The organism is Cochleicola gelatinilyticus, assembly GCF_001637325.1.
Lineage (GTDB): Bacteria > Bacteroidota > Bacteroidia > Flavobacteriales > Flavobacteriaceae > Cochleicola > Cochleicola gelatinilyticus.
Genome location: NZ_LRXL01000037.1, coordinates 45,483 through 67,292, shown reverse-complemented (window position 1 = coordinate 67,292; position 21,810 = coordinate 45,483). Strand labels below are relative to the sequence as shown.

Below are 21,810 nucleotides of genomic sequence, written 5' to 3'. Positions count from 1 at the left end.
CACCCCTCGGAAAGGAGTTTGAAAGATACGGGTTTTTAAAAAATCTACAGGGAAATACGATATAGAATTAAAACTTTATATTACTCCAAGTTTCTCTTTTAGTAGGTGCCATACGAGTAAGGTTTTCGAGAAGCGTGGTAATATTTACGGAAGGACCTCCGCTAAAAACTGCTTGAATTTCATCACTCTTCGTATCAAAAAAAGTACGAATTAAATACGAGTTTGGGCGACGGTCATTAATATTTTTCAACTTCCCGATCGCAGCGATCATATTTTCTTTCGCTTGCTTTTGGTCTTCAGACATTAAATCTAATCCTTGAAGATGGTATTGATACATAGCATCGTGAAACTCACTGTATACATTCGAAATTAGAGCATCGTTATAGCGGTAGCGCGACTGGGTTCCGTCGCTCGCTTTCCAACCTACAGAATTACTTCCTGCTGCTGTATTTACGATTTGTTTTACCGTCTCGAAATATTCGGCACCGCCATTTAATTGAAAAGTATCTGCATCGAGCCCTAAGATTGTATACACATGAAAAGCGATCGCAGAAATAAGGTTAGAGTCGAACGTATTAATATTAAAGTTCAATGGTTGAAACTCTTTATAGGTAAAGCCTAATTGTTTATCGTTATAATTATAAATGGGTGTATCGTAGGTGGAGTTAAAAACAGGTCTCGAAGCTTGTATTTGTAAGGATCCTAAAAAAGAATCTCCGTTATACTCTGTAAGAATTAAGGTGAAATTACAATCGATTCGCTCTTGGTTCTTAAATGTTTTATTTGTCCACTTGGTGTTGGTTACAAATTCGGTAAGTTGTTGTTGCAACGTTCGAAATACTTGCTGATTTGGCTGTCCTGTTTGTTCTGCATCTATGGTAACTGTAGCGTTTAGTTCTTGAGCTTGTGCTGCAAAAACCATAAACATAAGACTAGATAAAAGTAAAAATTTACGCATGTATGTATTGTAAAATATGATCTAAAATATCGGTAGCTACTTCCGACTTCTGTTTAACTTCAAACGGAAGTACTTTATTGTCTTTAGTTACAAAAGTCACTTTATTTGTATCTTTTTGAAACCCTGCTCCCTTGTCTTTTAGCGAATTTAAAACAATTAAATCTAAATTCTTTTTTTGAAGCTTTGTTTTTGCATTTTCAAGTTCGTTCTGGGTCTCTAAAGCAAAACCAACTAAAAATTGATCTTTTTTAATAGCCCCAAGTGAAGCAAGAATGTCTTTTGTTTTTTCGAGATGGAGCGTTAATGTACCCTCTTTCTTTTTAATTTTTTCTGAAGCTACTTCGGAAGGTCTGTAATCGGCTACTGCCGCACTTAGAATAGCAACATGTGATGTACGAAAATGATCGTGCACAGCCTCACACATATCTTGAGCTGAAACTACCCGTATTACCGTCATGCTCTCTTCTGTTACTTTCACGGCCGATGGACCTAACACAAGTACGACCTCAGCTCCCAGTTTCGCAGCTGCTTCCGCTATAGCACATCCCATTTTACCACTGCTGTGATTTCCAATAAATCGAACAGGATCGATCGCTTCGTACGTTGGTCCTGCGGTGATAAGAATTTTTGTTCCTCGAAAAGGTAATTTCTTAGAAAGTTCTTTTTCAATAAATGACACAATAGCTTCTGGCTCTGCCATTCTACCTTTCCCTATTAAACCACTTGCCAACTCTCCATGATCTGCTTCAATTTGTATATTCCCAAACGATTCTAACGTGGCAAAAGTCGCGAGGGTGGAGGGATGTTTGTACATATCTAGATCCATTGCTGGCGCATAATATACAGGACATTTAGCAGAAAGATATGTGGCTAGCAACAAATTATTACTAGTTCCGTGAGCCATTTTCGAGAGCGTATTGGCTGTGGCGGGAGCTATAATAAATAAATCTGCCCAAAGGGCTAACTCAACATGGTTATTCCATTGGGCATTTTCATTCTCTTCATTGGTAAAAGAAGAGTGTACTTCGTTTTTCGAAAGTGTTGATAAGGTTAAAGGAGTTACAAACTCTTTAGCCGAAGGAGTCATAATAACTTTTACTTCCGCACCTTTCTTAACAAGCAATCGAACTAAAAAGGCAGATTTATAAGCAGCAATACCGGCTGTAACGCCTAGTAAAATATGTTTACCGCTTAAAACTCCCATTTTTATTTTTCGATATCTTCGTCTGCTGTATTACGGAAATAGATCTTATTATCCAACCATTCTTGAACTGCTAGCGCATGTGGCTTAGGTAGTTTCTCATAGAATTTAGAAACTTCGATCTGCTCTTTATTTTCGAAAATTTCTTCCAAACTATCGTTATAGGTAGCAAACTCATCTAACTTTTCAAGCAATTCTTTTTTGATATCGCCATTAATCTGATTGGCTCTCTTAGAAATAATAGAGATTGCCTCATAGATGTTATTAGTTGGTGCATCAACCAAGTTTTTATCAATAGTTGTTGTATTGATTGGTGCTTCAGAATTTTTAATATCTGTCATAATGTAAGGATTATGGTGTTGTTTCAGTCTCAGTTTCGGTTTCAGTAGGGTACGCTGCTAACCGTTTATTAATATCTTCCAGAATTTCATTCGCACGTGGACTGAATTCAGAATCTTTATAATATTTATTAAAGCTGTTATAATACTCTTTTGCTTTTAACAAACGTAATTTTACCAAAGCTGGAAAACTATTTATCGCTAATCTATATCCCGCTTCTAGTCTTCCTAAAAATGCTTGACTTCTAAACTTAGACCCTGGATTATCTACAATGAAGTTTTCAAACGCTTCGATAGCAACTTTATAATCTTCTATACGAAGATACTGGTTTGCTGTTTCGTATGATTTTCTATCTAACTTTAATCGAAGTTCAGCAACAGAAGCATTGGCTTCCTCCCTATAGTCTGAATTAGGATACTTGTTAATATATCCTTGAAGTTTTTCAAGTGCTGTATATGTTTCTTTCTGGTCTAGAGAATATCGGTTAGATAGTTTAGCATAACTTTTTGCAGATCTATACGCTGCAACTTCTACACTATCACTCTGCGGATACGTATCTGCAAAACGTTCAAATTGGTATCCTGCTAAATAGTTATCACCTAACTCATAAAAAGTATTCGCATACAAATACATAAGACGCTCAGCTTGTGGCTTACCTCGATATGCCGGTACGATTTGCTCCATTAAACGCAGGGCTTTTTTGTATTTGCCTTTACGGTATAGTGAATCTGCCATAGCATATTTATTCCCTATATCGTCACCAGTAAGCACCTTTTGATACTCACTACATGAACTAAAAAAAATTACGCTAAAAAAAAGAAGTAATAGACTTGCTCTCATATATTTAAAAAACATCGTGCAAAAGTAGTGAATTATGTGCTATTATAAAAACTTATTACCGCACATGTTTATTGTCCACCAAAGCACTATTCATAGCTGTTTCTGAAAACTTTAACACAAAGAAGTATGCGTAAAATTAAAATTCCGCTACAAATGAACGTAGCTTCAGTCGAAGTTGATCACTAACACCAACCAATGGAAGACGTACTGTATCGTCACACAACTGCTTTTCTTTAAAAACCGCTTTAATTCCTGCAGGGTTCCCTTCGGCAAAAATATAATCGATAGAAGGGGCTATTTTATAATGAATAGCGTATGCCTTGTTCACCTCGTGGTCGAGTCCTAATTGAACCATTTTAGAAAATTCACTAGGAAATCCCTGTGCAATCACCGAAATCACGCCAGCACCCCCAGCTAATACCATTGGCAAAGTAATCATATCATCTCCAGAAATCACTAAAAAATCATCAGGTGTTCCATCAATCATGCGCATGGCTTGTACGATATCTCCAGCAGCTTCCTTTACTCCAACAATATTTTTAAAATCGTTTGCCAATCGAAATACAGTTTCAGGAAGCACATTAGAGGCAGTTCTTCCAGGCACATTGTATAAAATAATAGGTTTTGGAGCCGCTTTCGATATAGCAGCAAAATGTTGGTAAATTCCTTCTTGGGTAGGTTTGTTGTAAAATGGAGAAACTGAAAGAATTGCTGTAAATTCAGAAAGATCGCGTTCTTGCATTTCTTCAATCACGGCCTGTGTGTTATTCCCACCAATACCTAATACTAAAGGAAGTCTTCCTTTGTTTTCAGAAATAATAGTATCGATTACGAGCTGCTTTTCTTTTTTTGAAAGGGTAGCACTTTCTGCTGTTGTACCTAATACAACCAAGTAATTTATTCCGTTCTCAATGTTAAAGTTCACCACCTTTCTTAATGCTGCAACATCTACAGAAAAATCTGCTTTAAATGGGGTGATTAGTGCTACTCCAGTGCCTCTTAATTCTTTCATGGTTCAATCCGTTTACTACGGAAGTTTTATATTACTCAATCTTTTTTAAAATTCGAAGATACTTGGCAATCTCTGTTCTAATTTTTTTTGGTTCCGAAACAGCGACATCGATCAATAAATCGAACAAACGTTCGTCACTTCCGGCAACTCCTACTTTAAATCCTGCCTGACTCTGTGCTACCATCATGTCTAGATATTCATTAGCTCCTTTATAATATCCTACCAAAACATCGAAGGGTGTTTTTAAAAATTCGGTTGCGTTTTGGTTTTTAATATCTCCGCGCCAATTTACATCCTTATTATTAAGTTGATTTTGACGCATTGACGGTAGTTTCTTTTTCACTTCGATAAACGTAAAAACTTTCACATCTTTTCTTTGAATGCCTAGCTCATTCCAAATCTCATACAAAGCTTCAAAATTCTGGAAATCGGCTTCATTCACTAAAAAACCAATAGTCTTAACACGTGCATTACGCTGAGATGTATCCCGTGATTTTAAATAACGATCGGTTACTTTCCGAAGCGATCTCAGCTTTATTTTTCTAAACATATTGGTGACTCGTATCGCATGTAAAAATACAATTTTCGTGAGATATTCGAAGGCAAGATTACGAAATCATTTCAAGGAACTCTGCTTCCGAAATAATCGGAATTCCCAACGATTCTGCTTTGGTTCTTTTGCTCGGCCCCATATTCGCTCCTGCAACTAGGTATCCGGTTTTCCCCGAGATAGATCCAGAAACTTTCCCTCCGTTATTCTCTATAAGTTTCTTTAATTCGGTTCTCGATACTTTTTCAAAAACTCCTGAAACCACAAAGGTATTTCCTCCTAAGGTATCGGTTTGATTTGCCAATTTCTCTGCTGAAATCTCCAACTGAACTCCATACCTTTTTAAGCGTTCGACGACTTTTTTATTTTCTTCGGAAGCAAAAAATGCCACCACACTTTGTGCAATTCGCTCCCCTATCTCATCCACCAAAATCAACGTCTCTTCTGAAGCTGCTGCAAGTGCAGCAACTGTTTTAAAGTGTTTTGCCAGTTTCTTTGCGACGGTTTCTCCCACATACCGAATTCCCAAAGCAAACAACACACGCTCAAACGGAATTTCTTTCGAAGCTGCTACTCCTGCCACTAAGTTTTCAGCACTTTTTTGAGCCATTCGCTCTAAAGGAATGATCTGATCTGCAGTTAGTTCATAAAGATCGGCATAGTTATTTATAAGTCCGTTGGTGACCAACAGTGCAACGGTTTCCCCTCCAAGCCCTTCAATATCCATCGCCTTTCTTGAAATATAATGCTGAATCCTTCCTATGATCTGTGGAGGGCATCCTTCGGTATTCGGACAGTAATGTTTTGCATCGCCTTCTTCACGTGCCAACGGTGTATCACACTCCGGACAAGTGGTTCTATAGATTGTTGGCTCGGTATTGGGATCTCTTTGCGTAAAATCTACCCCGATGATCTTTGGGATAATTTCCCCTCCTTTTTCAACAAAAACAGTGTCACCTTCCCGAATATCCAATTTAGCGATTTGATCTGCATTGTGCAGTGATGCTCTTTTTACAATTGTGCCCGCCAGCTCCACAGGCACTAAATTTGCCACGGGAGTAATCGCTCCTGTTCGACCTACCTGATAACTAATATGTTCTAAAACGGTAGCGACCTGTTCTGCTTTAAATTTATACGCCATTGCCCATCGCGGCGCTTTCGAGGTGTAGCCCAATTCGTCTTGTTGATGCAGGTTATTCACTTTAATTACCACGCCATCGGTTTCGTATGGCAAATCGTGACGATGAACGTCCCAATAATTTACAAACTCCAACACCTCATCGATCGATGTTGCAAGCTTTGCCACTTGAGGTACTTTAAACCCCCATGTATGTGCTTTCTCAAGACCTTCAAATTGTGTTTTAAACGGAAGATTTTCTCCTTTTAAACTATATAACAAACACTCTAAAGGTCGTTTTGCCACTTCACTACTATCTTGAAGTTTTAAACTCCCAGACGCGGTATTACGAGGATTTCGATACGGCTCTTCTCCTGCTTCCACACGTTCGGCGTTCATTTTCACAAAACCTTCAAAGGGGAGAACGATCTCACCACGAATTTCAAAAAAATCGGGATAATCCCCTTTTAATTGTAGTGGTACCGACGGGATGGTTTTTACATTCGCTGTTACATTATCTCCTTGAAAGCCGTCGCCACGTGTTACTGCTCTCACCAAACTTCCTTTCTCATAGGTGAGACTCATGGAAGCGCCGTCGTATTTTAATTCGCACACATACGACACGGGCCCATCGATCATTTTTTGAATGCGTTTTTCCCAATCTAAAAGATCTTCTTTCGAATACGAATTATCCAGTGAATACATTCTATAGGTATGCGGAACGGTTTCAAAATTTTTTGTCACCTCACCTCCTACTCGCAAGGTAGGTGAATTGGGGTCGTATAATTCGGGGTGTGCAGCTTCAAGGGCTTGGAGCTCCTTCAGTTGAATATCGAAATCGTAATCGGATATCGTGGGGTTGTCCAATACGTAATAATTGTAATTATGCTCCCGGAGAGCATTGCGAAGTTGTGTGATTTTTTCTTCCGTAGTCATACCACAAAGATAAAATTTTATCTTGCGCTTCTTTTAAAATGAATAAGGATTTAATAGACTTTCAGAGAATTCATTTAGAAAAGTAAGACTCTAGATCTTAACGCTCTTTTAGGTTCTTTCTTCACTGAGCCATTTTGGAAGTTGCGGCGGTTTAAAGTCTTCCATTTTCTGAAGCAGAATATCGACCGAATTTGAAACAAGTAATAAATTATAGTTCTCCATAGAGACAAATCCTTTACGAACCATCGTTTCAAGCATTTTAAGAAGATCATCGAAAAACCCATTTACATTAAGAAGCCCAATTGGTTTGTTGTGCAACCCTAACTGAAGCCACGTAATAATTTCAAATAATTCTTCTAACGTGCCGAAGCCTCCAGGAAGTGCTATAAATCCATCACTTAGTTCTTGCATTTTTAATTTACGCTCATGCATGTTCTGTGTTGTAACAAGCTCTGTTAAACCCAAGTGAACTACTTCTTTTTTCTTTAAAAAATCGGGTATAATACCAAGTACTTTTCCTTTATTATCGAGTACTGTTTTTGCCAGCGTGCCCATAACTCCTATCTTCGCAGCACCGTATACCAATTGAATGTGTTGTTCTGCGAATCGTTTTCCCAAAGTTTCAGCAGCTTCCGTAATAGCACTGTCATTTCCATCGCTGCTTCCGCAGAAAACACAAATATTTTTTAAATCATTCATACCAGCGACATTTTAGCATTCGATCTTTTCCGAAGAGATCTTTTTTTAGTTGTATTTCTGAAAAACCTTCCGTTTCCAGTAAGGTTTTCATCTCTTTACCAAGATACTCATTAATCTCGAAATACAGAATTCCTTTAGGGCTTAAATGGCTTTTAGCGACTTGAGCAATCTTTCGATAAAATAATAGTGGGTCGGAATCTGAAACGAACAATGCAGTCCCAGGCTCGTAGTCTAAAACATTGTGATGCATGGCTTTTTTTTCCAACTCACGAACATAGGGCGGATTGGAAACAATGATATCGTACGTTTTTGGAAGTGGTGTTTTAGAAAGAATATCATGTTTGAGGAAATCGATTTCCACAGTGTTCCTTACAGCATTTTTAGTTGCTATTTGCAAAGCTTCTTGCGAAATATCTAACGCAGTTATAGGGACTTTTGGAAGGTGTTTCGCCAAAGAAATTGCAATACATCCCGATCCTGTTCCGATGTCTAGAATTCCATGCTGTAAAGGCTGCTGTTGAAGATCTTTAAGGATCCATTCAACCAATTCTTCAGTTTCAGGTCGTGGGATGAGCGTATGTTCATTTACACCAAATGGCAATCCGAAGAATTCTGTAATCCCTGTGATATATTGAATTGGCTGATGTCGCTTTAGTTTTGAAATAGCTTCAGAAAACAAATTAGAAACCTCTGTTGAAATTTCCTGTTTGGGCTTTAGTGCCACATCGATGCGACGCAACTGAAGGTAATGTCCCGTGAGTTCATAAAAGAACGCCTGTGTTTCTTCTGAAGGATACACGTCTTTTAAACTTTCAAAAAACTGGGTTCTAAGTTCACTTAATGTCATGGCTACTTATAAATCTTTAAGCATGTGCACGGGGCACGAATAATGTCCAGTATTTCCCAACGCACCATCGATATAACTAAATCCGCTTCGTTCGTATAATTTTTGGGCTGCCTTCATGTATGGCATGGTTTCCAAATAGCATTTTTCAAACTGAAACTCTTTTGCTTTCGCTAAACAGTTTTGCATCATGGCACTCCCAATGCCTCTTCCCCGAGCTTGTGGTAAATAATACATTTTTTGAAGTTCACAAACATTTCCTTCATAATTCGCTAAAGGAGCTACGCCAGCACCACCAATAAGCTCTCCATTTTCTTCTACTACAAAATAGGCCATACGGTTAGACTGGTATGTTTCGAACATACAATCGAGTGCAGCGTCTTCGTAGGCAGTTCCCACCTTTGGAACACCCAAATCGATTAAAACACTTCGTATCACCCTTGCTATATGAGGATTATCTTTTTTTTGAATCGGACGTATTATTGGCTCGTTCATCTCCTTTAGAACTTGTATTTTTACGTCGTGAAGATACACGAAAAATATATGTTGCGTTGCATACAACTGGCGAAAAACGGCTTACCAGAAGCAATGCCTAATCCGTCGGTAGGTGCCTTGTTGGTTCACAATGGACAAATTATTTCGGAAGGATTTACCAGTGCTTATGGAGGTCCTCATGCCGAGGTAAATGCAATTAAAAATCTGTCTAATACGAGTCTATTATTGGAGGCCACTTTGTACGTTACCCTAGAACCCTGCAGTCACTTCGGAAAAACCCCTCCCTGTGCCGACCTTATTATCGCGAGTGGTATTAAAAAAGTGGTGATTGGCGGCACCGATCCCAATCCGAAGGTGGCCGGGAACGGTATTAAAAAACTTATCGAAGCAGGTTGTGATGTCATTGTAGGAGTATTAGCCGAAGCATGCGAAGCTGTAAACAAACGGTTTTATACCTTCCACACACAAAAACGTCCTTTTATTACTTTAAAATGGGCGGAAACAAAAGATCATTTTATCGCACCTTTATCTAAAAATAGGGGCATTGCAAAAGAACCTTTTTGGATCACCAATAGATTTTCACGCCAACATGCCCATAAAATGCGGGCAATGGAGCAAGCCATCCTTGTGGGAACACAGACGGTATTGCAGGACAACCCATCTTTAACTACCCGGGATTGGCACGGAACCTCTCCTATTCGAGTTATTTTAGATCGAACATTAAAAATCCCAAAAGATGCGGCAATCTATGATAGCAACGCACCAACCCTCATAATTACGGAGCAAAAAAGAGAAGCAGTACAAAATATTACGTTCGAAACTATCGTGTTTTCAGAAACATTAGCGAAACAAATTTGCGCTATTGCTTATAAGCACAACATTCAATCTATTTTAATAGAAGGTGGAGCTAAAATGCTTCAGACGTTCATCGATGAAAATCTTTGGGATGAAGCTTTTGTCTTTACCGGAGCAACTCAATTTAAAACTGGAATTAGCGCACCATTACTTTCAGAAGAACTCGTTTCAGAAACCATTTTAAAAGATGATCTTTTAACCTATTATAAAAACCAAACGAATTGACGGCTCTTATTCTTAGCGTTTTCGCTTCTACCTTGATCTTTGTGATCTTTAAACTTTTTAGTAAGTACGGAGTGAACACGATGCAAGCGATTATAATAAATTATTTTGCCGCCTGTCTCTGTGGGCTCTTTTTTTATTCGGAACCCATAACCATCTCGAAAATTCCCACCTACCCTTGGTTTTATTATACTCTTGTTTTAGGAGCATTATTTATAATTGTTTTTAATTTAATGGCAATAACTACCCAACGAAGTGGACTTTCGGTAGTATCTGTAGCAACAAAAATGAGCGTTGGGATCCCCATCGTTTTTGGACTGCTTTATTACAAAGAAAGTTTAGGGATATTAAAAAGTGCAGGAATTTTACTCGCATTGGTTGCTGTTTATCTTGCTTCAATTAAAACGAAAGATGGAATCGCTATTAAAAAGAAGAATCTAATTTTTCCGCTATTGGTATTTTTAGGAAGTGGAATTATAGACACAAGCATTAAATTTTTGGAAGATGCTTTTGTCGCAGAGCAAGACGTTCCTCTATTTTCTGCTACCATCTTTTCTGCTGCTGCATTTATTGGAATTCTAGTGCTAATTACTCAAGCAATACAGGGAAAGTTTAAATTTGAGTTTAAAAATGTTATTGGTGGAATAGCCCTTGGTATCCCAAATTACTTTTCAATCTATTTTATCGTTAAAGCATTACGGAGCGATCTTCTAGACAGTTCGGGTATTTTTACCGTAAACAATGTTGCTATCGTTATGATCTCAACGTTTGTAGGAATTCTTTTTTTTAAGGAAAAATTACTTCCAAAAAACTGGCTAGGCATTGTATTAGCTGTAGTGAGCATTTTTTTAGTAGCTTTAGGAACATGGTAATGGAGAAAGAAAGAGACACGTATAAAACTATCGTAAAACCTTCTTCGGAAGTACTTTTTAAAGACCGCGGAAGTAAGTTTTTTGGATATGCATTTCCGGCGACCAACGAAGATGAGATAAAAGAACATCTTGAAGCTTTAAAGAAAACGCATCATACAGCACGCCACTTTTGTTATGCTTGGCAGTTGGGGAAATCTTACGACAGCTATCGGGCTAATGATGACGGAGAACCCTCTAACAGTGCTGGAATGCCAATCTACGGTCAATTACAATCTTTTGATGTTACTAACATTCTGGTCGTGGTGGTACGGTATTTTGGTGGAACAAAATTAGGCGTTGGCGGGTTAATTCAAGCTTACAAAGCCACTGCACAAATAGCATTAGAAAGTTCAAAAATAGTGCAACGAACCATTGATGAAGAATTGATTTTAAAATTTGAATACCCCGAGATGAATACGGTAATGCGTATTATTAAAGATGAAAGCCTCAACATTACATCACAAACAATGGAATTGAATTGTGAAATCATTCTTTCAGTTCGAAAAAAAGACGCCGATCGTATTTTTAAAATTTTTAATACAACGTATAAGGTGAATGTAAAAAGAGAGGCAGATGACGAGGAAAGAGCGCAGAATCAGGAATAAAATACGAAATGAAAAGTTGACGTGCTGTAAATTAGCTATGTTAATGGCAATTAAAAACTTATTTTAAAAAATTGACACAGTATAAAATATAAACACACCTTCTATTAAAATCTTTTTTCTAACACCTTCCCTTCAAAAAAAGAGGTCTTCTTAAAATTATTGTTGCGAGTCTACTCTTCCTCTATAAGGAGGTAAAAAAAGTGGCTGCATTATTTTCAATGCTAATAATTTAATGCTACTTCCGCACGATGTACCTCTCAAAAACTTCTTTTACCTTTGCAACATGCACAAACACATTTCCAGCCTTCAGAATCCATTGATAAAACACGTGATGCAGCTTCAGGAGAAATCCCGAGAGCGAAAAAAAAGCGGCGTATTTGTTTTAGAAGGACAACAGGAAATTGAGCTAGCTCTTGAAGGAGGTTATTTATTAAAAACGCTGTTCTTTTGTTCAGAGATAATTTCCGAAGCGCAACTTTCTAAAGTACAAGCAAAAGTTACAACAGCTTTAGAAGCTATCGAAATTACTAAAGTAGTATATGAGAAGATCGCCTATCGGAAATCCACCGAAGGCGTTATTGCTATAGTCCAGTCGAAAGAACAAGCGCTATCTTCCCTAGAGTTTTCAAATAAAAATCCGTTACTATTGGTAGCAGAAGCCCCTGAAAAACCAGGGAATATTGGAGCGATACTTCGTACTGCAGATGCGGCAAATGTAGATGCCGTTCTTATCGCAAATATGAAAACCGATTTGTACAACCCCAATGTGATTCGAAGTAGCGTGGGGTGTTTATTTACAAACACTGTTGCGACGGGAACTACTTCAGAAATTATTGCATTTTTAAAAGCGCAAAAAATTACGATATATTGTGCCGCGTTACAGGCATCGGTTGCGTATCATACCTGTGATTTCGAAAAGTCAACAGCGATTGTCATGGGTACAGAAGCTACTGGACTTTCTACGGAATGGCTCGAAAACAGCGATCAGAATATCATTATCCCCATGCTCGGAAAGGTAGACTCAATGAATGTTTCGGTGGCAGCTGGAATCCTTATTTTTGAAGCCAAACGACAACGCAATTTTTTGTAAATAAAGCCGCATAACAAGTATAATACCCAACCGTATGACTCCAAATCAAGTTTTTTACCTCATTATCGGGCTGCTTGTTCTCAATTTTGTGATTGACACCCTCCTCGATTTTTTAAATGCACGCCATTTCGACGATCCCATTCCCGAATCCTTAAATGAAGTCTACGCTACTGCCGAATACCAAAAATCGCAACGGTATAAAAAAGAAACCTACCGCTTTAGCTTACTTACTTCTAGTGTATCTATTGGTGCAACGCTTGCCTTTTTCTTTTTCGACGGTTTTGCCTATGTAGACAGTGTGGCACGATCTATTTCAGAGAACGCTGTTGTGGTTGCTTTAATTTTCTTCGGAATTATTCTCTTTGCCAGTGATGTGCTTACCTTGCCATTTAGCTACTACCGTACTTTTGTGATCGAAGAAAAATACGGATTTAACAAAACAAATCTTCAGACCTTCATTGTAGACAAACTGAAGGGTTGGGGAATGATGGCACTTTTAGGCAGTATTCTCATGACCGCATTAATTTGGTTTTATGAAACGGCAGGATCTAATTTTTGGCTGTATGCTTGGGGAATGATCACCGTTTTTGTTGTTTTTCTGAATTTATTTTACGCTCGTTTAATTGTTCCTTTATTCAATAAACAAACCCCTTTAGAAGCAGGAACGTTACGTACTAAAATTGAAGCGTATTCAGAAAAAGTGGGCTTTACTCTAGACAAGATTTTTGTGATCGATGGCTCTAAACGCAGCACCAAGGCGAATGCTTATTTTTCAGGCTTCGGAAGCGAAAAACGAATCACTTTATACGACACCCTCATTAACGACCTTGAAGAAGAAGAAATAGTTGCTGTGTTGGCTCATGAAGTAGGGCATTATAAAAAAAATCATATTATCGTAAACTTATTGCTATCTATTGGTAACATTGGAATTACTCTTTGGATTCTCTCCCTACTTGTTGGCAATCCAATTCTTTCTGAAGCCTTGCACGTTTCAGAACCTTCCTTTCATATTGGTCTTATTGCTTTTGGTGTTTTATACAGTCCCATTTCTGAAATTACAGGACTTTTTATGAATTACCTCTCTCGAACGTTTGAATATCAAGCCGATAATTATGCGCAAGAAACCTATGCTGGAAAACCACTTATTACCGCCCTTATGAAGCTTTCAAAAAACAGTTTAAGTAATCTCACGCCGCACCCTGCTTTTGTTACAGTGCATTATTCGCATCCTACGCTGCTACAACGGTTTCAGAATCTTCAGAAATAATAAGGACATTCTTTAAAAATTACCTATTTTGAAAACTATGAAATCGTTCGCTATCCTCTTACTTTTATTGTTTTCAGTAGTAACTACTACAACACCTCTTTCAGCACAGACAGAAACAGACTCTACACAGAAAAAAGGAAAGGAACTTCCTTCTAAAGAATTTGTTGTAAAAGAAGATGCCCTCTACGGCTCCAATCCCTTTGGAGATTATAACGAAGCGTATTATCTGGTTAATAGACTCAACGATCAAATAGGGTTACCTCCCACCAAATTTAACTTGAGGACACCGCAGGCAGCCCTTGAACATTTTGTTATGAGTGCGCGTAATGGTCGTTATGAAGACGCCATGCATGCACTAAATCTTAATTTATTACCTACGGACCTCACCAAAGAACAAGCCATTACCCTAGCAGAAAAATTATATTTTGTGATCGACCAGCGAGTATCTATAAACTGGGATGGACTCTCAGACAGACCCGATGGTCAGATCGACATGAGCACCTCTACCAACAAGGCCATTGCCGGAAAACCTAGACGCAGTGTGGTCTTTGGAGAGGTAGGTCTTGATGAACGCGATATCGTTTTACGAGTGCAAAGGGTACGGTATAAAGATTATGGAGCATTGTGGCTTATTTCCGCAAATACGGTTGAAAACATTGAACCTTTGTACGAAGCTTACGGACCAAGAAAGTTAGATACCATGATGCCGGAGTGGGCGCGATTTGAATTTCTTGGATTTCCAGTCTGGAAATTTGCAGGCACGATACTTTTATTTATTATCTCTTATTTATTTGGAATAGGAGTGGTTCGTGTTTCACAAAAGCTGTTTCGACGATCGGAAAAAATATGGATTAAAAGCATTGCCGATAAACTAGCGAAACCGGCAGGTATTCTCTTTGGAAGCTTTCTATTCTATATATTACTAAACTATTTAATTTCGCTGTCTGGTGGATTTGCCTCCATTGTATATACAGGGCTTATCATACTCATGATTATTGCAATCACTTGGTTTGTAACACGCCTTGTAGATTATCTAATGACTTACATTGCCGAAAACAAAGTAGGCGATATTTCTGAAGAAGAAAATGAAGAAGCACGAAAAATGCTGACCTACATTTCGGTTGCAAAACGCATTGTAACCTTTCTTATTTTTATTATTGGAGGGTACGTGATAATTTCTCAATTTCGATCGCTTGAAAAATTCGGGATTTCGATTCTAGCATCGGCAGGGGTTGCAACAGTGATCTTAGGTATTGCAGCACAAAATACCCTTGGAAATATTTTTGCAGGATTACAAATTGCACTTACCAAACCCGTACGAATTGGAGACACGGTGATTATTAACGACGATTGGGGGAATGTAGAAGAAATTGGTTTTACTTATATGGTGATACGAACGTGGGACCTTCGCAGATTAGTAGTACCCCTACGATGGGTCATTTCCAATATTTTTGAAAACTGGTCGATGACAAGTTCTCACCAAATACGCCCAATAATTATTCACGCTGATTACAGAATTGATGTTCCAAAAATAAGAACCAAATTCGAGGAATTATTAAAAAATGCAGACGAATGGGATGAAGAAAACCCGCCCATTCTTCAAGTGGTAGATACTACAGACAAATCTATAAAACTCCGTGCCTTGTGTAGCGCTAAAGACGCAAACACCTCTTGGAATCTTCATTGCAAATTAAGGGAAGAATTAGTGGCCTATATTTGTGAATTGGAAGAAGGCATCTACCTTACGAGAGAACGTATTGACGTTTCACAGACAAATGCTTCTTAGTGAAAAGGTTTTTATATAAGCTAACCACTGCTACACTATTTATTGTTAAAAATCTTATAATTTACTGCCTTCTAATTATTTACAATAAATAGATATGCTATTTTTTTGATGAATAATAGAACAGAAATTTTAAATCATTAATAGCAATTACAACTCTTTTTTTGATGTTAATGAACTGTTAATTTATAATCCCCTGAAATAGAATAAAGTTTTATTTTAAGATTAAGAATCTAGAAATAACACTTGGCTGTTTTAACCTATTAGCGTACATTTAATGTATGACAGAGGAAGTATTAGAAAAAGAGAAAAAACAACTCGCCAAAGAATATAAAGAATTACTTAAAATTAGCTACCGAATGCTTTCTACGGAAGACAAGAAGCTAATTAGAAGTGCATTCGATATTGCTGTTGATGCCCACAAAGATCAACGGCGCAAAAGTGGTGAAGCATACATTTTTCACCCCATAGCTGTAGCAAAAATAGTAGCTTCAGAAATTGGCTTAGACGCCACTTCTATTGCTGCCGCTTTATTACACGATGTAGTAGAAGACACCTCTTACACATTAGATGATATCGAACGAATGTTTGGAGAAACTGTGGCTCGTATCGTAGATGGATTGACGAAGATTTCGAACATGCCTTACGATAAAGACGTTTCTCTTCAAGCGGAGAACTTCCGAAAAATGCTCTTAACGCTTAATGAAGATATTCGTGTAATTATAATTAAAATTGCCGATCGATTGCACAATATGCAAACGATGGACTCTATGCCGGCTCATAAACAAGTAAAGATAGCTTCAGAAACCCTTTATATTTATGCTCCGATGGCACATCGTATCGGTCTTTATAATATAAAATCTGACCTCGAAGATCTCGGATTAAAATATACAGAACCTGAAGTATACGACGATATTCTCAGTAAAATAAAAGAAAGTAAAGAGGATCAGGATGCCTATATCGAGGCATTTTCGAAAACCATTCAAGACTCTTTAAACGCTGAAAATTTAGACTACCAGATTAAAGGCCGTCCAAAATCCATTTTTTCAATTCGAAGAAAGATGCTTGCTCAAAACGTAAGTTTCGATGAGGTCTATGATAAATTTGCGGTTCGAATTATCTATAAAAGTGATCCGGAAAATGAAAAATTTGTTGCTTGGAAAATATATTCAATCGTAACAGATCATTTTCGCCCCAACCCAATTCGATTGCGAGATTGGATTTCTTCTCCTAAATCAACAGGATATGAAGCATTACACATTACTGTAATGGGACCAAAAGGACGATGGGTTGAAGTGCAAATTAGAAGCCAGCGAATGAATGAAATAGCCGAAAAAGGCTATGCTGCTCACTACAAATATAAAAACAACGAAAAAGAAGATGGAGGTTTAGACGACTGGTTAAATAAATTACAAGAAACACTCGAAAACCAAGATATAAACGCAATAGATTTTGTTGAAGAATTTAAACTAAATCTTTACGCTAAAGAAATATTTGTATTCTCTCCTAAAGGAGATCTGTATTCGTTACCAAAAGGTTCTTCTGCTTTAGATTTTGCTTTCCATGTCCATACAGAAATAGGTTCACACACTAGGGGAACCAAAGTAAATGGAAAATTAGTTCCACTAAGTTATGAACTTAAAAGTGGTGATCAAGTAGAGGTAATTACGTCCGAAAAATCAAAGCCATCTGCCAACTGGCTAGATTATGCAACTACTGGCCGTGCACGGTCTAAGATAAAATCTTCATTAAAAGATGAAAAGAAAACCTTAGCCGAAGAAGGGAAAGTTATCCTTGCTAGAAAATTAAAATCGTTAAAAATCACATTAGACGAAAAAACGATCAATCAACTGGTGATTTATTTTAAAGTAAAAACGAGTCTCGATCTTTTTTACCGTGTTGGTGCTGGCATTATTGATAATCAGAAATTAAAAGATTTTGCCAACTCCAGAAGTAACGCTTTTGTAAGTTTCTTTAAAAACAGAATTCGGAAACCCGATACTCCCGAAGACATCCACAAAGATGAAATCACCGAGAAATACGACCAAATTGTTTTCGGAAAAGACGAGCAAAAGTTAGATTATAAAATGGCCAATTGTTGCAATCCGATTCCAGGAGATGATGTGTTCGGATTTACAACCGTAAATGAAGGCATTAAAGTGCACAAAAAAAATTGTCCGAATGCGGTTCAATTACGAGGGAACATGAGCTATCGGGTGCTTCCAGCAAAATGGATTGATTCTACACAACGAGAATTTAAGTCGGAGTTAATCCTTACGGGTATCGATTCTGTTGGATTGGTAAACGAACTTACTAAAGAGATTTCTAGCAATTTACACATCGACATGAAAAGTGTTCATTTCGACAGTAATGACGGGGTTTTCTCTGGTAGAATTACGGTAGTCGTAAAAAATAAGAACATTTTAGACAATCTTGTTCAAAACATTAAAAAAATAAATGGAATTGATAAAGTTACACGAGTATAAATGAGTAACTTTGCAACGCTATATGAGTACGAAGACAGATACAAATAATCAAGCTATTGTAAAGAATGTGTTTACGGGTTTCTTAGAACAAAAAGGACACCGTAAAACTCCCGAACGCTACGCAATACTTCAAGAAATATACGATCAAGAAGTTCATTTCGATATTGAGTCGCTATACATCAATATGAAAAATAAAAACTATCGTGTAAGCCGTGCTACCCTTTACAATACAATCGAATTATTATTGGAGTGTGGGCTTGTTCGAAAACATCAATTCGGGCAAAATCAAGCACATTATGAAAAATCATACTTCGATAAACAGCACGACCACGTAATTCTCTCCGACGGAGAAGTAATCGAATTCTGTGATCCTAGAATTCAATCCATTAAAAAAACTATCGAAGAAGTTTTCGATATAGAAATCACCAACCACTCACTCTATTTCTACGGAAATAAAAAATCTACCAATACTAAATAAATTATGGCAGTAGACTTACTACTCGGGCTCCAGTGGGGCGATGAAGGAAAAGGAAAAATTGTTGATGTACTTACCAGCAATTACAATATAATTGCACGTTTTCAAGGAGGACCTAATGCTGGTCACACCCTCGAATTTGATGGAATTAAACATGTATTGCGCACCATTCCTTCAGGTATTTTTCATGAAGAATCCATAAATGTAATTGGTAATGGTGTCGTTATCGACCCAGTGGTTTTCGTTAAAGAATTAGAGGGACTCGATAAATACAATTTAGATTATAAGAAAAACCTTATTATTTCACGTAAGGCACATATCATTCTCCCAACCCATCGTTTATTAGATGCGGCTAGTGAAGCATCAAAAGGAAAGGCGAAAATTGGTTCCACTTTAAAAGGAATTGGACCAACATATATGGACAAAACTGGAAGAAACGGAATTCGTATAGGAGATCTTGAACTGGAAAACTGGCAGGACAAATACCGTGCTTTAGCAAACAAGCATGAAGCAATGATCGATTTCTACAATGTAGATGTACAATACGATCTAGCCGATTTAGAAGCAGAATTCTTCGCGGCGGTCGAAACACTAAAAAGACTTACATTTATAGATAGCGAAGAGTACTTACATCAAGCCCAAAAAAATGGAAAAACCATTTTAGCTGAAGGAGCTCAAGGGTCTTTATTAGACATCGACTTTGGAACCTATCCTTTTGTAACCTCTTCCAATACTACAGCTGCAGGAGCCTGCACAGGTTTAGGAGTAGCACCTAATAAAGTTAACGAAGTATTTGGGATATTTAAAGCCTATACAACACGCGTTGGAAGTGGCCCCTTCCCTACCGAACTTTTCGATGAAACCGGCTTAAAAATGGCGAAGATCGGAAATGAATTTGGTGCAGTTACAGGACGTCCAAGACGTTGTGGCTGGTTAGACTTGGTAGCGTTAAAATACGCTGTACAAGTAAATGGAGTTACGCAGTTAATGATGATGAAAGGCGATGTTTTAAGCGGCTTCCCAAAATTAAAAGTATGTACTGCATACAATTATAAAGGGGAACAAATAAATCACCTACCCTATAACATTGAAGCTGAAAATGTGACGCCAATCTATACTGAAATGGAAGGATGGAAAGAAGACCTTACGGAAATGACAGAAGTTTCGCAGTTTCCAAAGGCTTTAAATGCGTACATCGATTTTCTTGAAAAAGAACTGGAAGTGCCTATTAAAATCGTTTCAGTAGGTCCCGATAGAAAACAGACCATTCATCGGTAAGCATACGTTTTTGTTGTAGTGGTCGTTATCGTATGTATAAATTCATTTTATTGAAGATTCCTAACTACATATTTTTAATTCTGTTTTTCTTCGGAAGCCTTGCAGTTGCACAAACTCCACAGGAAAAACAGAAAGTAGATATTAAATCAGGATATTTAGAAAAAAAACCTGAATTTCCTGATGCCATTATTTACACCAAAGATGAAGCGGGACAGGTCTATATTGTTCACGAAGGCATCGAGATGTGGTGCGATCAAGCTTATGTTTATCTTAAGGAAAATTTTGTAAAAGCCTACGGAAGTGTTCGCATTACGCAAGCCGATACCATTAATATGCGCAGTAAATACGCTGAGTATAATGGGAATACACAATTTGCCTTTGCAAGTGGAGATGTGGTGATGAAAGAACCCAAAACTACACTAAAAACAGATACTCTTTACTTCGACCGAATTAAACAACAAGCATTCTACCGAACTGGCGGAACTGTCATCGATACCGCGAGCACACTTACAAGTCGTATTGGAAGATATTACGCAAAAGACAAGAAGTATCAGTTTCTTTCTAATGTTGTCATTACCAATCCAGATTATATCGTAAATTCTCCACAATTAGATTTTTATTCTGAAACGGGAGGCGCATACTTATACGGTGCTTCAACTATAGAATCTGATAATAGCACCGTGTATTGTGATCGCGGCTATTATGATACTCGCAAGAAAACTGGACATTTCGTAAAAAATTCAAGAGTGGACTACGAAAACAGAATTTTGTACGGAGATAGTATTTATTTCGATCAGGAAAAAAGTTTTGCTTCCGCTACAAACAATATTAAAGTCTTAGATACTGTAAACAAAAGCATCATACGAGGGCATTATGCAGAAGTTTTTCGCGCCAAAGATTCTGTATTTATTACTAAACGTGCAGTCGCTATAACTCTACGCGACAACGATTCAATTTATGTACATGCCGACACCCTTCAAGTGACAGGAAAACCGGAGAACAGAATTATAAAAGGATTTTATCGAGCACGTTTGTTTAAAAGAGGATTAGGTAATGAGCAGCCTACCAGCGGAAAATGTGACTCGATCTTTGTCGATCAGAAATCAGGAATTACAAAATTACTACGAAATCCTGTATTATGGACTGGTGACAATCAAATGACTGGCGACACCATTCATTTATTATCGAACACCGTCACAGAAAAACTCGATACTCTAAAAGTTTTTAATAATGCTTTTTTAGCTCAGAAAGATACTTTGGGAACCGGCTACAATCAAACTTCGGGTGAACGACTTATCGGTTTGTTTCACAATAATGAACTTGACACTGTGAACATTAATAAAAATGCACAGGTCATTTTCTTTTCCAGAGATGAAGAACAAAAGCTGGTAGGTATTAACAACACTACCTCCAGTAATATTCAGATGTATTTGGAAGACCAACAAGTACGCGGTATTCGTTTTATAAAACAAGCCAAAGGAAAAGTATATCCGCCATCTCAATTTCCAGAAAACGCCCGAATTCTCCCTGGTTTTAATTGGCGCGGAGAAGAACGATTGCTTACAGTAGAAGACCTTTTTAAGGGGAAACCACGCCCTGTACTTCCAAAAATCAACGGCATTCCACTACCTGAAGACGAAGGAGAATTTTTTGAAGAAATGGATGAGGAGGAACTTGATTTACCCCCCGAATCTAAACTAAAACCGGAAGATCTTCAGAACCGGGAAGACGATCCCAAACAACGTACCCGACAATCGGAAGAACAGCAAGAAGGCAAGATTAAAAACGACAGCATTCTGGAAGATAATTCCGAAGAAAATAAATAATTACTTCGAAAATTAATTCCC

Annotated in this window: 20 protein-coding genes; 10 read left to right on the top strand and 10 right to left on the bottom strand. The window is 37.7% G+C overall.

What is annotated here, in order from left to right; genetic code table 11:
- Positions 1-67 precede the first annotated feature (67 nt).
- From porD to ULVI_RS07965, 10 genes are all read right to left on the bottom strand, one after another.
- A complete protein-coding gene (porD, locus tag ULVI_RS08010) occupies positions 68-958 on the bottom strand; it encodes a type IX secretion system protein PorD (RefSeq protein ID WP_068591602.1) in 891 nt (296 codons plus the stop codon).
- Positions 951-2,162 (bottom strand): bifunctional phosphopantothenoylcysteine decarboxylase/phosphopantothenate--cysteine ligase CoaBC, encoded by a 1,212-nt coding sequence (gene coaBC / locus ULVI_RS08005; protein WP_068591600.1) that lies wholly within the window; start codon positions 2,160-2,162, stop codon positions 951-953. Before coaBC ends, porD begins: the two co-directional genes overlap by 8 nt.
- A 2-nt stretch (positions 2,163-2,164) precedes the next feature.
- Entirely contained in the window at positions 2,165-2,500 is a 336-nt protein-coding gene (locus ULVI_RS08000; protein WP_068591598.1) for a DNA-directed RNA polymerase subunit omega, read from the bottom strand.
- A gap of 10 nt (positions 2,501-2,510) precedes the next feature.
- Positions 2,511-3,338 carry an outer membrane protein assembly factor BamD gene (locus tag ULVI_RS07995; protein ID WP_068591596.1) on the bottom strand — a complete coding sequence of 276 codons (828 nt, stop codon included), beginning with the start codon at positions 3,336-3,338 and terminating at the stop codon, positions 2,511-2,513.
- A 136-nt stretch (positions 3,339-3,474) separates the two neighbouring features.
- Positions 3,475-4,350: a 4-hydroxy-tetrahydrodipicolinate synthase gene (gene dapA / locus ULVI_RS07990; RefSeq protein ID WP_068591594.1), complete on the bottom strand. Its 876-nt coding sequence runs from the start codon at positions 4,348-4,350 to the stop codon at positions 3,475-3,477.
- Between the two features lie 31 nt (positions 4,351-4,381).
- The gene (locus ULVI_RS07985) at positions 4,382-4,900 is read right to left on the bottom strand and encodes a DUF6913 domain-containing protein (RefSeq protein ID WP_068591592.1); all 519 of its coding nucleotides are present in this window, start codon (positions 4,898-4,900) and stop codon (positions 4,382-4,384) included.
- A gap of 58 nt (positions 4,901-4,958) precedes the next feature.
- Positions 4,959-6,953 (bottom strand): NAD-dependent DNA ligase LigA, encoded by a 1,995-nt coding sequence (gene ligA, locus ULVI_RS07980; RefSeq protein ID WP_068591589.1) that lies wholly within the window; start codon positions 6,951-6,953, stop codon positions 4,959-4,961.
- A gap of 108 nt (positions 6,954-7,061) precedes the next feature.
- Positions 7,062-7,652, bottom strand: a complete 591-nt coding sequence (locus ULVI_RS07975; protein ID WP_068591587.1) for an LOG family protein — start codon at positions 7,650-7,652, stop codon at positions 7,062-7,064.
- Positions 7,645-8,499, bottom strand: coding sequence for a peptide chain release factor N(5)-glutamine methyltransferase (gene prmC, locus ULVI_RS07970; RefSeq protein ID WP_068591585.1), 855 nt, complete (start codon positions 8,497-8,499; stop codon positions 7,645-7,647). Before prmC ends, ULVI_RS07975 begins: the two co-directional genes overlap by 8 nt.
- A 6-nt stretch (positions 8,500-8,505) precedes the next feature.
- Positions 8,506-8,991, bottom strand: coding sequence for a GNAT family N-acetyltransferase (locus ULVI_RS07965; protein ID WP_068591583.1), 486 nt, complete (start codon positions 8,989-8,991; stop codon positions 8,506-8,508).
- A 27-nt stretch (positions 8,992-9,018) separates the two neighbouring features.
- Here ULVI_RS07965 and ribD point away from each other — a divergent pair, with 27 nt between their 5' ends.
- The 10 genes from ribD (at position 9,019) to ULVI_RS07915 (ending at position 21,789) form a co-directional block, all read left to right on the top strand.
- On the top strand, positions 9,019-10,071 hold the full coding sequence (gene ribD, locus ULVI_RS07960) for a bifunctional diaminohydroxyphosphoribosylaminopyrimidine deaminase/5-amino-6-(5-phosphoribosylamino)uracil reductase RibD (protein WP_157632590.1): 1,053 nt from the start codon (positions 9,019-9,021) through the stop codon (positions 10,069-10,071).
- The gene (locus ULVI_RS07955) at positions 10,068-10,940 is read left to right on the top strand and encodes a DMT family transporter (protein ID WP_068591579.1); all 873 of its coding nucleotides are present in this window, start codon (positions 10,068-10,070) and stop codon (positions 10,938-10,940) included. The genes ribD and ULVI_RS07955 overlap by 4 nt, the downstream gene beginning before the upstream one ends.
- On the top strand, positions 10,940-11,584 hold the full coding sequence (locus ULVI_RS07950; RefSeq protein WP_068591577.1) for an IMPACT family protein: 645 nt from the start codon (positions 10,940-10,942) through the stop codon (positions 11,582-11,584). Before ULVI_RS07955 ends, ULVI_RS07950 begins: the two co-directional genes overlap by 1 nt.
- A 283-nt stretch (positions 11,585-11,867) precedes the next feature.
- Positions 11,868-12,674 (top strand): TrmH family RNA methyltransferase, encoded by an 807-nt coding sequence (locus ULVI_RS07945; protein ID WP_068591575.1) that lies wholly within the window; start codon positions 11,868-11,870, stop codon positions 12,672-12,674.
- A gap of 34 nt (positions 12,675-12,708) precedes the next feature.
- Positions 12,709-13,941 carry a M48 family metallopeptidase gene (locus tag ULVI_RS07940; RefSeq protein WP_068591573.1) on the top strand — a complete coding sequence of 411 codons (1,233 nt, stop codon included), beginning with the start codon at positions 12,709-12,711 and terminating at the stop codon, positions 13,939-13,941.
- Between the two features lie 37 nt (positions 13,942-13,978).
- Positions 13,979-15,727 carry a mechanosensitive ion channel family protein gene (locus tag ULVI_RS07935; RefSeq protein WP_068591571.1) on the top strand — a complete coding sequence of 583 codons (1,749 nt, stop codon included), beginning with the start codon at positions 13,979-13,981 and terminating at the stop codon, positions 15,725-15,727.
- A gap of 278 nt (positions 15,728-16,005) precedes the next feature.
- Positions 16,006-18,210, top strand: a complete 2,205-nt coding sequence (locus tag ULVI_RS07930) for a RelA/SpoT family protein (RefSeq protein ID WP_068591569.1) — start codon at positions 16,006-16,008, stop codon at positions 18,208-18,210.
- A gap of 22 nt (positions 18,211-18,232) precedes the next feature.
- Positions 18,233-18,688, top strand: a complete 456-nt coding sequence (locus ULVI_RS07925) for a Fur family transcriptional regulator (RefSeq protein WP_068591568.1) — start codon at positions 18,233-18,235, stop codon at positions 18,686-18,688.
- Positions 18,689-18,691: 3 nt separating this feature from the next.
- Positions 18,692-19,963 carry an adenylosuccinate synthase gene (locus ULVI_RS07920; RefSeq protein WP_068591567.1) on the top strand — a complete coding sequence of 424 codons (1,272 nt, stop codon included), beginning with the start codon at positions 18,692-18,694 and terminating at the stop codon, positions 19,961-19,963.
- 50 nt (positions 19,964-20,013) lie between these two features.
- Complete coding sequence (locus ULVI_RS07915) at positions 20,014-21,789, top strand: OstA-like protein (RefSeq protein WP_241780966.1); 1,776 nt, start codon at positions 20,014-20,016, stop codon at positions 21,787-21,789.
- Positions 21,790-21,810: the final 21 nt, after the last annotated feature.